The sequence below is a fragment of the Streptomyces sp. NPDC003720 genome (assembly GCF_042875075.1).
Classification (GTDB): domain Bacteria; phylum Actinomycetota; class Actinomycetes; order Streptomycetales; family Streptomycetaceae; genus Streptomyces.
Map to the genome: position 1 here is coordinate 241,704 of NZ_JBIANZ010000008.1, position 12,895 is coordinate 254,598.

10 protein-coding genes and 1 pseudogene are annotated in these 12,895 nt (G+C 72.9%); 6 read left to right on the plus strand and 5 right to left on the minus strand.

From position 1 onward, the window contains the following. The first annotated feature begins 124 nt into the window (after window positions 1-124). The 3 genes from ilvA (at window position 125) to ACFYU0_RS23295 (ending at window position 3,458) form a co-directional block, all read left to right on the plus strand. The gene (ilvA, locus tag ACFYU0_RS23285) at window positions 125-1,354 is read left to right on the plus strand and encodes a threonine ammonia-lyase (protein WP_351671564.1); all 1,230 of its coding nucleotides are present in this window, start codon (window positions 125-127) and stop codon (window positions 1,352-1,354) included. Window positions 1,355-1,587: 233 nt separating this feature from the next. Then, window positions 1,588-2,610, plus strand: coding sequence for an ATP-binding cassette domain-containing protein (locus ACFYU0_RS23290; RefSeq protein WP_389303885.1), 1,023 nt, complete (start codon window positions 1,588-1,590; stop codon window positions 2,608-2,610). Next, window positions 2,607-3,458 (plus strand): ABC transporter permease, encoded by an 852-nt coding sequence (locus ACFYU0_RS23295; RefSeq protein WP_389303886.1) that lies wholly within the window; start codon window positions 2,607-2,609, stop codon window positions 3,456-3,458. The genes ACFYU0_RS23290 and ACFYU0_RS23295 overlap by 4 nt, the downstream gene beginning before the upstream one ends. Before the next feature lie 81 nt (window positions 3,459-3,539). Here ACFYU0_RS23295 and greA read toward each other — a convergent pair whose 3' ends face one another. Then, window positions 3,540-4,040, minus strand: coding sequence for a transcription elongation factor GreA (gene greA / locus ACFYU0_RS23300; protein WP_199211759.1), 501 nt, complete (start codon window positions 4,038-4,040; stop codon window positions 3,540-3,542). A gap of 161 nt (window positions 4,041-4,201) precedes the next feature. Beyond that, a complete protein-coding gene (locus ACFYU0_RS23305) occupies window positions 4,202-4,600 on the minus strand; it encodes a DUF4307 domain-containing protein (protein WP_351671574.1) in 399 nt (132 codons plus the stop codon). 121 nt (window positions 4,601-4,721) lie between these two features. Between ACFYU0_RS23305 and mca the strand changes: the two genes are divergently transcribed. After that, window positions 4,722-5,582 (plus strand): mycothiol conjugate amidase Mca, encoded by an 861-nt coding sequence (mca, locus tag ACFYU0_RS23310; protein ID WP_351671627.1) that lies wholly within the window; start codon window positions 4,722-4,724, stop codon window positions 5,580-5,582. After that, window positions 5,575-5,808 carry a hypothetical protein gene (locus tag ACFYU0_RS23315; protein WP_351671577.1) on the plus strand — a complete coding sequence of 78 codons (234 nt, stop codon included), beginning with the start codon at window positions 5,575-5,577 and terminating at the stop codon, window positions 5,806-5,808. Before mca ends, ACFYU0_RS23315 begins: the two co-directional genes overlap by 8 nt. Window positions 5,809-5,818: 10 nt before the next feature. On the opposite strand, the gene ACFYU0_RS23320 is transcribed toward ACFYU0_RS23315, so the two are convergent. Continuing rightward, complete coding sequence (locus tag ACFYU0_RS23320) at window positions 5,819-9,022, minus strand: tetratricopeptide repeat protein (protein WP_389303889.1); 3,204 nt, start codon at window positions 9,020-9,022, stop codon at window positions 5,819-5,821. 410 nt (window positions 9,023-9,432) lie between these two features. On the opposite strand from ACFYU0_RS23320, the pseudogene ACFYU0_RS23325 reads away from it, so the two are divergent. Further along, window positions 9,433-11,476 (plus strand): annotated as a pseudogene (locus ACFYU0_RS23325) (thioredoxin domain-containing protein). Window positions 11,477-11,489: 13 nt separating this feature from the next. On the opposite strand, the gene ACFYU0_RS23330 reads toward ACFYU0_RS23325, so the two are convergent. Continuing rightward, entirely contained in the window at window positions 11,490-12,221 is a 732-nt protein-coding gene (locus ACFYU0_RS23330) for a Mut7-C RNAse domain-containing protein (RefSeq protein WP_389303891.1), read from the minus strand. A 34-nt stretch (window positions 12,222-12,255) separates the two neighbouring features. Continuing rightward, complete coding sequence (locus ACFYU0_RS23335; RefSeq protein WP_351671586.1) at window positions 12,256-12,888, minus strand: TetR/AcrR family transcriptional regulator; 633 nt, start codon at window positions 12,886-12,888, stop codon at window positions 12,256-12,258. Between the last annotated feature and the right edge of the window lie 7 nt (window positions 12,889-12,895).

Consider the following 12,895-nt stretch of genomic DNA (forward strand, 5'->3'; position numbering starts at 1 on the left):
AGGGCTGCTGGGTTGGGGGACAGGGTACGCGGCCCGGGCGCGGGCCGTACCGGCGCTGCGCAAACCCGGTCTCGGAGCTTGGTCACACCCGTCACGCTCGAGCGTGAACTGCGAGACTCGAGTCATGAGCTACCGCACGGCAGGCTCCTTGCGCTCCGTCACCCTCGACGACGTGCGCGGAGCCCAGAAGATGCTCTCGGGCGTGGCACGGACGACCGCGATGGAGAGCAGCCGGCACCTGTCCCAGCTGGTCGGCGCGCCGGTGCACCTGAAGTGCGAGAACCTGCAGCGAACGGGGTCGTTCAAGCTACGCGGCGCCTACGTCCGGATCGCCGGGCTGCTGCCGGAGGAGCGGGCCGCGGGGGTGGTGGCGGCGAGCGCCGGCAACCACGCGCAGGGCGTGGCCCTGGCCTCCTCCCTGCTCGGTGTGCACGCGACCGTCTTCATGCCGCAGGGCGCCCCGCTGCCCAAGATCAGCGCGACCCGGGAGTACGGCGCCGAGGTGAGGCTGCACGGTCAGGTGGTCGACGAGACCCTGGCCGCCGCCCAGGAGTACGCGGCGACGACGGGCGCGGTGTTCATCCACCCCTTCGACCACCCCGACGTCATCGCCGGCCAGGGCACGGTCGGCCTGGAGATCCTGGAGCAGTGCCCGGAGGTGCGCACGATCGTCGTCGGCATCGGCGGCGGCGGGCTCGCGGCCGGCATCGCGGTCGCGGTGAAGGCGCTGCGGCCGGAGGTCCGGATCGTCGGTGTGCAGGCGGAGGGCGCGGCGGCCTATCCGCCCTCGCTCGCCGCCGGCCGTCCGGTGTCGGTGCTGAACCCGACGACGATGGCCGACGGCATCAAGGTGGGCCGGCCCGGGCCGGTTCCGTTCGAGATCGTCGGCGACCTGGTGGACGAGGTCCGCACGGTCAGCGAGGACCAGTTGTCGGCCGCGCTGCTGCTGTGCCTGGAGCGCGCCAAGCTGGTCGTCGAGCCGGCCGGGGCCAGCCCGGTCGCCGCCCTGCTGGCCGAGCCCGGCGCCTTCCCCGGCCCGGTCGTCGCCGTGCTGTCCGGTGGGAACGTCGACCCGGTGCTGCTCCAGCGGGTGCTGCGGCACGGCATGGCCGCCCAGGGCCGCTACCTGGCGGTCCGGCTGCGGCTGACGGACCGCCCCGGCGCCCTCGCGACGCTCCTCGGGGTGCTGTCCGCGGCCGACGCCAACGTCCTCGACGTGAGCCACGTGCGGACCGACCCCCGGCTCGGACTCACGGAGGTGGAGGTGGAGCTGCACCTCGAGACGAAGGGCCCGGCGCACTGCGTCGAGGTCGGCCAGGCCCTGCGGCAGGCGGGCTACACGGTCATCGACTGAGCCGCCCGGCCCGGCCGCGGGAGGCGGTGTCACTCGTACGGGGAAATCCATTGGCAGACGCGATACATCGCGTTATGGTTTGTCGTGCCGCTCCCCAGCCGGTGCCGTGCCTCCGGCGGAGACAACGCCGGGACGGAGGACGCCGGGTGAAAACCGCTGATGGAAAACCGAAGGCGGCGGCGAGCACGCGAACCTAGCCTTTCCGAAGCATCCCCGACGACGTGGAGACCCACATGCCAGGCGCCATCTATGCCGAAGGCCTGGTCAAGACCTTCGGCGACGTAAGGGCACTGGACGGCGTAGACCTCGATGTCCCCGAGGGCACCGTCCTCGGCCTGCTCGGGCCGAACGGCGCCGGCAAGACGACAGCGGTCCGCTGCCTGACGACACTGTTGCGGCCCGACAGCGGACGGGCCGTCGTGGCGGGCGTGGACGTCCTCAAGGACCCCGACGCCGTACGCCGCTCCATCGGCCTGTCCGGGCAGTTCGCCGCGGTCGACGAGTACCTGACCGGCCGGGAGAACCTGCAGATGGTCGGCCAGCTCTACCAGATGAGGGCGAAGGCGGCCCGGCAGCGCGCGGTCGAGCTGCTGGAGCAGTTCCACCTCACGGACGCCGCCGACCGCCCCGCCAAGACCTACTCCGGGGGCATGCGCCGCCGGCTCGACCTCGCGGCCGCCCTGGTGGTCTCGCCACCCGTGATGTTCATGGACGAGCCGACCACCGGCCTGGACCCGCGCAACCGGCAGCAGCTCTGGGAGGTCATCAAGCAGCTCGTCTCCGGCGGCACGACCCTGCTGCTGACCACGCAGTACCTGGAGGAGGCCGACCACCTCGCCCACGACATAGCGGTCGTCGACCACGGCCGGGTCATCGCCAAGGGCACCTCCGACCAGCTCAAGGCCCGCACCGGCGGCGAGCGCGTCGAGGTCGTCGTGCACGAGCGCGAGCACATCGCCACCGCCGCCGAGGTGCTGCGCGGCTTCGGCAAGGGCGACACCACGGTCGAGGAGCACACCCGCAAGCTCACGGTGCCCGTCACCGGCGGCGCCAAGCTGCTGGCCGAGGTCATCCGGGAGCTGGACGGCCGCGGGATCGAGATGGACGACATCGGACTGCGCCGCCCCACCCTCGACGACGTCTTCCTCTCCCTCACCGGACACGTGGCCGAGGCAGAGGAGTCCGCCGGGAACGACCGGTCCGGCAGGACCGGCAAGGGCAGCAAGGGCAGCAAGGGCGAGGAGACCGTGAAATGAGTGCAGTGACCGAAGCCGCGCCCCTCGCGGCCCCGGGAAACCCCGTCGGCCGGTCCGTCCGCGACTCGCTGATCGTCGCCAAGCGCAACCTCATCCGCATGTGCCGGATCCCCGAGATGGTCATCTTCGGGCTGATCCAGCCGATCATGTTCGTGGTGCTGTTCACCTACGTGTTCGGCGGTTCGATCCAGGTCGGCGGGTCCAGCTCCACGCAGGCCTACCGCGAGTTCCTGATGGCGGGCATCTTCGCGCAGACCGTCACGTTCGCCACCGCCGGCGCGGGCGCGGGCATCGCCGACGACATGCACAAGGGCCTCATCGACCGCTTCCGCTCCCTGCCCATGGCGCGCGGCGCGGTGCTGACCGGGAGGACCCTGGCTGACCTGGTCCAGACGGCGCTCACCCTGCTGGTCCTCGCCGTGGTGGCGGTGCTGGTCGGCTGGCGCACGCACGAGAACCTCGGCAAGGTGCTCGCCGGATTCGGCCTGCTCCTGCTGCTCGGGTACGCCTTCTCCTGGATCGGCGCGCTCATCGGCCTCTCCGTGCGCACTCCCGAGGCGGCCACCTCGGGCGGCCTGATCTGGCTGTTTCCGCTGACGTTCATCTCGAACGCGTTCGTGGACGCGAACAAGATGCCGCCCTTCCTCCGGCACATCGCCGAGTGGAACCCGTTCAGCGCCACCGTGCAGGCGTGCCGCGAGCTGTTCGGCAACCTGCCCCCGGGCTTCCAGACGCCGGACGCCTGGCCCATGCAGCACCCCGTCTGGGCCTCGCTGATCTGGTCCGTGCTGATCACTGTGGCCTTCCGCACGCTCGCGGTCCGCAAGTACCGCTCGGCCACCGCCTGACGGCGGCCGCCGCGTGCGGGCATGAAGACGCCCCCGGTGTCCTCGGACGCCGGGGGCGCGACATGAAACTGGTCCGGCGGCTCAGCCCGAGTACGGCTCGGCCTTCAGGATCCGCACGGAGGCCTTCTTGCCGTTCGGCAGCTCGTACTCCGCGTCCTCGCCGACCTTGTGGCCGATGACGCCGGCGCCGAGCGGCGACTGCGGCGAGTACGTCTCGACATCGGCGCTCGCGTACTCGCGGGAGGCGAGCAGGAACGTCATCGTGTCGTCCTCGTCACCGTCGAAGGCGATCGTGACGACCATGCCGGGCGCCACGGCGCCGTCCGCGGAGGCCGGCGCCTCGCCGACCTGGGCGTTCTCCAGGAGCTGGGTCAGCTGGCGCACACGGAGCTCCTGCTTGCCCTGCTCCTCCTTGGCAGCGTGGTACCCGCCGTTCTCGCGCAGGTCGCCCTCCTCGCGCGCGGCCGCGATCTTGGCGGCGATCTCCGTGCGCGCAGGACCAGTAAGGTACGCAAGCTCGTCCTTGAGCTTGTTGTACGCCTCCTGGGTCAGCCAGGTGACGTTCTCGCTGGTCTGGGTCACAGGGTGCTCCTCGTCGGTACTGGGAAATACAAAGCATCGCCCTACCCAGAAGAATGTTCCCTCTTGGATGGGCGAAACCACGAGCCTAACAATTCAATGGCGGAAGGGGGAGGACATAAGCCATCAGAATCACATCGACGCAGGTCACGGCCTGCGCATGGTCAGCCGGCGTGGCAGCCGAGCAGTTCGGCCGTCGTGCCCCTGGCCGTCGTACGCAGCGTGACGACCTTGTCGATGCGCGTGTCCGGTCCGGTGAAGCGAAAGTCCGCCCGCCCCACCTCGGCGCCGTCGTCCGACTGGGAGCGCAGGGTGCAGTAGCCGGAGGCGCCGGAGTCCTTGTGGACCTCGAGGTGCACCCGGACCGCGTCGTCGGAGGCCTTGAAGGTGATCACCTGGGCGCTGATCTCATTCTGCGCGATGTAGTGGTAGGCGAAGTAGCCGATCAGTGCGAGAAGGGCCGCACCCAGCACCGATCCGGCGATCCTGAGCCTGCGGTCGGCACGGTCGTCCGACGAGCGGCCGTAGCGGCCCTCGGGCGGCCGCGTGCTCGCCGTGCTCATGATCGTCCCTCCGCGGAATTAAACGTCCCCCGATTCCGTCACTATAGAAGCCTGCGATTGCGCCGAAGACACGGGGCGCCGACTTACCGAGGATTGAGTCTTGACTGACCAGCTGCGACTGATGGCCGTTCACGCGCACCCCGACGACGAGTCGAGCAAGGGCGCGGCCACCATGGCGAAGTACGTTGCCGAGGGGGTGGACGTGCTGGTGGTGACCTGCACCGGCGGCGAGCGCGGGTCCATCCTCAACCCCAAGCTGCAGGGTGACGCCTACATCGAGGCGAACATCCACGAGGTGCGCAGGAAGGAGATGGACGAGGCCCGGGAGATCCTCGGCGTCCGGCAGGAGTGGCTGGGCTTCGTCGACTCCGGCCTGCCCGAGGGCGACCCGCTGCCGCCGCTGCCCGACGGCTGCTTCGCCCTGGAGGACGTCGACAAGGCGGCCGGCGAGCTCGTGAAGCAGATCCGCTCCTTCCGCCCGCAGGTGATCACCACCTACGACGAGAACGGCGGCTACCCGCATCCCGACCACATCATGACCCACAAGATCTCGATGGTGGCGTTCGAGGGCGCGGCGGACGCCGAGAAGTACCCCGAGGCCGAGTACGGCCCGGTCCACCAGCCGCAGAAGCTCTACTACAACCAGGGCTTCAACCGCCCCCGCACCGAGGCGCTGCACCACGCGATGCTCGACCGCGGCCTGGAGTCGCCGTACGGGGACTGGCTGAAGCGCTGGGAGCAGTCCGAGCGCGTCGAGCGCACGCTGACCACGCACGTCCCGTGCGCCGACTTCTTCGAGGTCCGCGACAAGGCGCTGATCGCCCACGCCACCCAGATCGACCCCGACGGCGGCTGGTTCCGGGTACCGATGGACCTGCAGAAGGAGGTCTGGCCGACGGAGGAGTACGAGCTGGCGAAGTCTCTCGTCGACACCTCCCTCCCCGAGGACGACCTCTTCGCGGGCATCCGGGACAATGCCTGACATGAGCGCAAGCCTGGCACTGACGCACCTCGTCCCCCTCGCCAAGGAGGTCGACGAGAACAAGGTCACCCCCGGCGTCCTCGGCTTCATCGTGTTCGCGGTGATGGCCGTGGCCGTGTGGGGCCTGATGAAGTCGATGAGCAAGCAGATGCAGAAGGTCGACTTCAAGGAGGCCCCCGAGGCCGGGGCCGAGGAGAAGCCCGAAGCCAAGACGCCGCAGGGCTGACCCCGAGGGCTCAGTCCCGCTCCGGAACCGCCACTCCCATCACCTCCCGGGCGTGGCGGTCCGGGGTCATGCGCAGACGCCACGCCTGCCAGCCCGCCTCCAGGTTCACGCCCCGCTCCAGCAGCAGGGCGTAGGCCGGCACCCACTCGTCCAGCTTCTCGTCCCGCAGCGGATGCGAGGCCCGGGCGAGCTGGGCCAGCTCCTCCTGTGCGACCGCCGTGCCCACCTCCACCCCGCCCGGCGCCGCGTACGGCAGCAGGGTGCAGCGCAGGAACCGCGCCCAGTCCTCACCGCGGCGGTCGCCGTAGGACGTGAACAGGTTCAGCGCCTCGTCGCACAGCGCCAGCGCCTGCTGTATCCGGGCGTTGCCCGCGTCCACGACCGCCAGCTCCAGACAGCTCCAGGCCTCGCCGTGGGCGACGCCGATGCGCTGGAAGTCGGCGCGGGCGTCGACGAGGAGCTGCCGGGCGAAGCCGGAGTTGCGCAGCGAGCCGGTCTGCGCCGCCCGCTGGTCGCGGGTGACCCGCGCCGAGTGGTGCCGGGCGCAGGCCAGGCCGTAGACGTCCCGCATCCGGGAGAACATCTGCCGGGACCGCTCCAGCTCCCGGACCGCCTGGTCCAGCTCTCCCGTCTCCTCCAGCGCCTGCCCGAGGTGGAACAGCGTCCAGGCCTCGCCGCGCGCGTCCTCGTTCTCCCGGTGCCGCGCCGCCGCGCGCCGGAGGTCCTCCACGGCCGGCCCGGCGTCTCCGTCGACCAGCCGGGCCCGGGCGAGCTGGGTCAGCGCCCAGGCCTCGCCGCGCGCGTCGTGCGTCTGGCCGTAGCGCTCCAGGGCGGCCCGCAGCTCCGTCTCCGCCCTCGGCACGTCGCCCATGCGCAGGGCGAGCTGCCCGAGCTGGAAGTGCGCCCACGCCTCCCCGTGCACGGAGCCGCCCTGCCGGTGCAGGACCAGCGAGCGGGTGAGCAGGTCCAGGGCCTCCGCCAGCCGGGCCCGGTCTCGCTGCACCGCCGCCAGCGCGTGCATCGTCCAGGCCCGGTCGGTCGCCAGCTCCTCTGCGGCCTGCAGGTCCAGGGCCTCCTGCAGCCGGGCCGCGGCCTCGGTGAGGTTGCCCTGGTGGTGCAGGGTGATGCCGAGGGAGCACAGCGCGCGGGCCGCGCCCGCGTCGTGGTGGGCCTCCCGGTAGAGGTCGACCACGGAGGCGAGTGTGGTGCGCGCCTTGTCCAGCTCGCCGAGCTGCCGGGCCGCGATACCGGTGCGCCACTGCACGGAGCGCATCAGCAGGCCCTCGTCCACGGCCTGCGCAAGCTCGCTGATCTCACCGAGGCGGTAGAGGTCGCCGCGCAGCAGGCAGTAGTCGCACAGGGCGCCGAGCAGGTTCTGCACGGCGGTCTGGTCCACGCCCTCGGCGTGGCGCAGCGCGGCCGTGATGAAGCTGGACTCGTCGTCCAGCCAGCGCAGCGCCTCGTCCAGCGAGGTGAAGCCGTGCCCGCCGAACTGGTTCGAGCGCGTCGACATGTTGCCGTCGACCAGGCGCAGCACCGAGTCGGCCAGCTCCGAGTAGTTCACGATCAGCCGCTCCTGCGCGGCCGCCCGCTCGGTCGGGTCCTCCTCGTCCGCCAGCCGGGCCCGGGCGAAGGCCCGCACCAGGTCGTGCAGTCGGTAGCGGTCGCCGCGCACATGGTCGATCAGGCCGGCGTCCGCGAGGGCCGACAGATGCCGGGTGGCCTCCGGCTCGTCGGTGGCCAGCAGGGCGGCTGCGGCCGCCGCGCCGAGCGAGGCCCGGCCGGCCAGCGCCAGCCTGCGCAGCAGCCGGCGGGTGGCGTCGGGCTGGTCGGTGTAGCGCAGCCACAGCGCCCGCTCCACCGGCCCGACCGGGCCGTACGCGCCGAGGTCGGAGGCGAGCTGCCGGGACGACCGCGGGCCGAGCGACGAGCCGGCGACGCGCAGCGCGAGCGGCAGCCCTCCGCACAACCGGCGCACCTGGTCGGCGGACTCCGCGTCGTACGGCCCCGAGGCGTCCTGCGCCGTCGCCGCCAGCAGTTCCTCGGCGCCCGCCGCGTCCAGCTCCCGCACCGGCAGGTGGTGCACCCAGGCACTGAGCTCGGCGGGCAGTTCGAGCGCGGTGCGGGCGGTGACCAGCACCAGGCTGTCGGAGTGCTCGGGCACCAGGGCGCGCACCTGCTCCGGGTCCGAGGCGTCGTCCAGCACGATGGTCACGGGAAGCCCGGTGAGGTGCCGGTGGTACAGCTCGGACAGCCGCTTGACCTGCTGGTCCGGGGAGGAACGCTCGCGGAACAGCAACTGCTCACGGGGCGCGCCGAGCCGGTTCAGCAGATGCAGCAGCGCGTCCCGGACGGGCAGCGGCGGCTCGTCCCTGCTGCCGCCGCGCAGGTCCACGACGACCGCCCCGCGGAAGTGGTCCCTGAGGTCGTGCGCCGCGCGGACCGCGAGCGTGGTGCGGCCCGAGCCGGGCTCGCCGTGCAGCACGACGACCGTCGGCCGGGTCTCGGTGGCCGCCCGGGCGGCCTGCGCCCACTGCCTGATCCGCGCCAGCTCCGGCCGCCGCCCCGCGAACGGTCCGTCGGGTTCGGGCAGTTGCCCGAAGGACTGCTCCAGCACCGTGCGCCTTCGGGCCGCCGCGCTCTTGTCGGCGCCGCGCAGCGCCGGGCCGGTCTTCTTCTTCGGCCCGGTCGAGGCGGTGAGCACCCGCTGCTGGTCGAGGAACGGGCGGATGCCGCGCACCTCCAGCGCGGTCAGCCACTGCAGCCGGAGCTGCTCGGGGCCCCCGGGCTGACCGGCCTCGCCCGCCCGGTGATGGGCGGCCGGCAGATGGGAGCCGGCCACCTTCACCACCGTCGCGGCGGCGCCCACCACGCCCACCGTGACGCCCGCGCCGACGGCGGTTCCGGCGCCGGTGCCCAGGGACAGGTCGGCGACCGCGGCGGCCACCGCGGCGACGGCGGCCACCAGCAGCGCCGTTCCCGCGCCCTCGCGCGCGTAGCGCTGGCCGAAGGTGACCCGGCCCGCCTCGGCCTCGTCGAGCGCGCGGACGTAGGTCTCGTACTCCTCGGCTGCCTGCTGCGCCATGGTGTCCAGCGAGCCGCGCGCCCGTGACAGCAGCGACTGCCCGTCGGTGCGGCCGCCGGAGCGCCGTACCTCCTCGTCCACGGCCCGCGCCAGCAGCCGCTCGGCCTCGGTCCGATGGCCGTCCCGCATGTCCCGTCCCCCTGTCGGCGTCAACTCCGTTGGCTAAGAGTGTCCTTCGGGGACCGCGGGTTGGCGAGGGGGCGACGATCAGCGAAGGCGTGCGGATTTGGTGACAACTCCCTTGTCGGCAGCCCGTTTCCGCGGTCACGACGAGAGGGTTTTCTCACCCGTACGCGTACCGCCGACCCTCCCGTCAGGGGCCGGCGCGGTGGCCCGGCGCAGCGCTCGCCCGGCCCGGGCCGGACGGCCGTCCCGCCGTTCCGCCGCACCGGCGGCCTCCACCGCCCGGCGGGCCGCGCTGGGCGCGGCCCCCCACTGCGTCCGGCCTCCCGCGGCACGCGCTGCGGGGTGGAATCCGCCGCCCGGGCGCCAGCCGTGCGTGCTGGGCCGGACGGCCCCGGCCGTGCGACGATGCTGGTATGAATCGACTGGCTCACTCCCAGTCGCCGTATCTCCTCCAGCACGCCGGCAATCCAGTGGATTGGTGGCCATGGGGAGAGGAGGCGATGCAAGAGGCCAAGAGGCGCGACGTTCCCATCCTTCTTTCGGTGGGCTATTCGTCGTGCCACTTAGCCGGCTGATCACTGGTGCCATGTCATGGCAGGTGAATCGTTCGAGGACCAGGCCACGGCCGACTACCTGAACGAGCACTACGTCAGCATCAAGGTCGACCGCGAGGAACGCCCCGACGTCGACGCGGTCTACATGGAGGCCGTCCAGGCGGCCACCGGTCAGGGCGGCTGGCCCATGACCGTGTTCCTCACGCCGGACGCCGAACCGTTCTACTTCGGCACCTACTTCCCGCCCGAGCCCCGGCACGGCATGCCCTCCTTCCGGCAGGTGCTGGAGGGCGTCCAGCATGCCTGGGCCGACCGGCGGGACGAGGTGGGCGAGGTCGCCGGCAAGATCGTGCGGGACCTCTCCCAGCGGGAGCTGGGCCACCAGGGCGCCGAGCCGCCCGGGGAACAGGAACTCGCCCAGGCGCTGCTCGCGCTCACCCGGGAGTACGACCCGCAGCGCGGCGGATTCGGCGGGGCGCCGAAGTTCCCGCCGTCGATGGTGCTGGAGTTCCTGCTGCGGCACCACGCGCGCACCGGCGCCGAGGGCGCCCTGCAGATGGCGTCCGACACCTGCGAGCGGATGGCCCGCGGAGGGATCTACGACCAGCTCGGCGGCGGCTTCGCCCGCTACTCCGTCGACCGCGACTGGATCGTGCCCCACTTCGAGAAGATGCTGTACGACAACGCGCTGCTGTGCCGGGTCTACGCGCACCTGTGGCGGGCGACGGGCTCCGAGCTCGCGCGGCGGGTCGCCCTGGAGACCGCCGACTTCATGGTCCGGGAACTGCGCACGGACGAGGGCGGGTTCGCCTCGGCCCTCGACGCGGACAGCGACGACGGCACCGGCGCCCACGTCGAAGGTGCCTACTACGTCTGGACCCCGCAGGAGCTGCGCGACGCCCTCGGCGAGGACGCCGAACGGGCCGCCCGGTACTTCGGGGTGACGGAGGAGGGCACCTTCGAGCACGGCCGGTCGGTGCTGCAACTTCCGCAGACCGAGGGCGTCTTCGACGCCGGGCAGGTGGCGTCGGTCAAGGAGCGCCTGCTGGCGCGGCGGGCGCTGCGCCCCGCCCCCGGCCGGGACGACAAGGTCGTCGCCGCCTGGAACGGGCTGGCGATCGCCGCGCTCGCCGAGACCGGCGCCTACTTCGACCGGCCCGACCTGGTCCGGGCGGCCGTCGCGGCCGCCGATCTCCTGGTCCGGGTGCACCTGGACGAGCACGCCCACCTCGCCCGGACCAGCCGGGACGGCCGGGTCGGGCCCAACGCCGGGGTGCTGGAGGACTACGCCGACGTCGCCGAGGGCTTCCTCGCGCTCGCGTCCGTGACCGGGGAGGGCGTGTGGCTGGACTTCGCCGGACTGCTCCTCGACCAGGTGCCGGCCCGCTTCGGCGACTCCGGCGGCGCCCTGTACGACACCGCCGCCGACGCCGAGCAGCTCATCCGCCGGCCGCAGGACCCCACCGACAACGCCACCCCCTCCGGGTGGAGCGCCGCTGCGGGCGCCCTGCTGGGCTACGCCGCCCACACGGGCTCCGAGGTCCACCGCACCGCCGCCGAGCGGGCGCTGGGCGTCGTGAAGGCCCTGGGCCCGCGGGTGCCCCGGTTCATCGGCTGGGGCCTCGCCGTCGCCGAGGCGCTGCTCGACGGGCCCCGGGAGGTGGCGGTGGTCGGCCCGTCCCTCACCGACGAGGCGACGGCGGCCCTGCACCGCACGGCGCTGCTCGGCACCGCGCCGGGCGCGGTGGTCGCGGCCGGGCCCCCCGGCGGCGAGGAGTTCCCGCTGCTCGCCGACCGCCCGCTGGTGGACGGCCGGCCGGCGGCCTACGTCTGCCGGAACTTCACCTGCGACGCCCCGACGACGGACCCGGAGCGGCTCGGCCGGGCGCTGAGCACCGGCTGACCGGCGGGCGGCGTCAGCCCCGCCCGCTGAACTCCGCCAGGGCGCGCTCCACGATCGTCTCCAGCCGGTCGTGGTGCGCGCCCTTCCAGTAGGCGCGGCCGCAGTCGCCGCACCGGGCGAAGACGTCGTACGTGTGCCGGGTGCCGTGCTCCAGCTGGTCGGCGACCTCCTCCTTGGTTGCCTCCGCCAGCAGGCCGTTGCACGCGGTGCAGCGGGTCCAGGGGCGCAGCTCGGGGGCGAAGCGCTCCAGGACGTCGCGGAGCTGGTCCTCGGGGCGGGTGCTGTAGACGTACGCGCCGGCCCACAGCTCGCGGCGGCGCAGCAGCCCCCGGTCGCGGCTGAGCATGACCCGCTGCTCGCCGGCCGAGCGCGCGGCCAGCGCCGGGTCGCCGATGTCGGTCGACTCGTACGCCGTGTCCACGCCGAGCAGGCGCAGCCGGCGGGCGAGGGTGCCGAGGTGGACGTCGAGCAGGAAGCGGAGCGGGGCGCCGGTGACCCGCTGGGGGCGGGTCACCGAGCGGACCTCCACCTCATCGCCCGCGACCGGGACGTACGAGGTGGGCACCTGGCGGCCGCCGACCCAAAGGGAGCCGACCTCGGTCAGCGGGACGCCCGCCGACTCGACGACGTGGCCGAGGGTCGAGACGCCGTCGGTGGTGAGGGCGGTGGCGCCCCGGCGCCGTGCGCTCGGGACGAACAGGGCCAGGCCGGGGGCGAACTCGACGTGGATCTCGGGACCGTTCACCCGGTCAGGATGACACGGCGCGGTACGCCGGGGCTCACGGATTTCCGCTGGGCAGGCCGTGCTCCAGGACGTCCAGGGCCCGCCGCACGAGGTCGCGCAGATCGTCCTCGAAGTCGTTTTCCGCCCAGGCGAGGTAGACCTCCAGCAGGCCGCCGGCCAGGGACATCGCGTGGACGCGCGCCTCCAGGCCGTCCGGGTCGAGGCCGGTCCGCCCGGCGAGGGCGCCGCGCAGCAGCCGCCCGGTCTCCGCCACGCTCTCCATCATCCGGGAGCGGACGGCGGGGACGTCGACGCCGAGGCGCGCCCGCATCCGCAGCACCCCGGGGTCCTGCCGCGCCATCACGTCGACGGCCCGGTCCGTCACGTACCGCAGCGAGTCCGTCCACGGCTCGCCGGCCGGGCGGGCCAGCAACTCCCGCACCAGCAGCGGGCCGTACCCGTCCGTGAGGACGATGTCCTCCTTGGCCGGGAAGTACCGGAAGACGGTCGACGGCGACACCTCGGCCCGCTCGGCGATCTGCTCGATCGTCGTGGCGTCGTACCCCTGCTCCCCGACCAGCGCGTACGTCGCGGTGCGGATCGCCTCGCGGGTCTTGAGCTTCTTGCGTTCCCGCAGGCCAGGCCGGGGACGGCCGGCGGGGGAGTGGGGGGAGGGTGCTGCCGTCATACCGGTC

Coding starts and splice junctions, on each gene's coding strand:
- ilvA (WP_351671564.1), top strand. CDS start 125: ATGAGCTACCGCACGGCAGGCTCCTTGCGCTCCGTCACCCTCGACGAC.
- ACFYU0_RS23290 (WP_389303885.1), top strand. CDS start 1,588: ATGCCAGGCGCCATCTATGCCGAAGGCCTGGTCAAGACCTTCGGCGAC.
- ACFYU0_RS23295 (WP_389303886.1), top strand. CDS start 2,607: ATGAGTGCAGTGACCGAAGCCGCGCCCCTCGCGGCCCCGGGAAACCCC.
- ACFYU0_RS23305 (WP_351671574.1), bottom strand. CDS start 4,600: ATGAGCACGGCGAGCACGCGGCCGCCCGAGGGCCGCTACGGCCGCTCG.
- mca (WP_351671627.1), top strand. CDS start 4,722: ATGGCCGTTCACGCGCACCCCGACGACGAGTCGAGCAAGGGCGCGGCC.
- ACFYU0_RS23315 (WP_351671577.1), top strand. CDS start 5,575: ATGCCTGACATGAGCGCAAGCCTGGCACTGACGCACCTCGTCCCCCTC.
- ACFYU0_RS23320 (WP_389303889.1), bottom strand. CDS start 9,022: ATGCGGGACGGCCATCGGACCGAGGCCGAGCGGCTGCTGGCGCGGGCC.
- ACFYU0_RS23335 (WP_351671586.1), bottom strand. CDS start 12,888: ATGACGGCAGCACCCTCCCCCCACTCCCCCGCCGGCCGTCCCCGGCCT.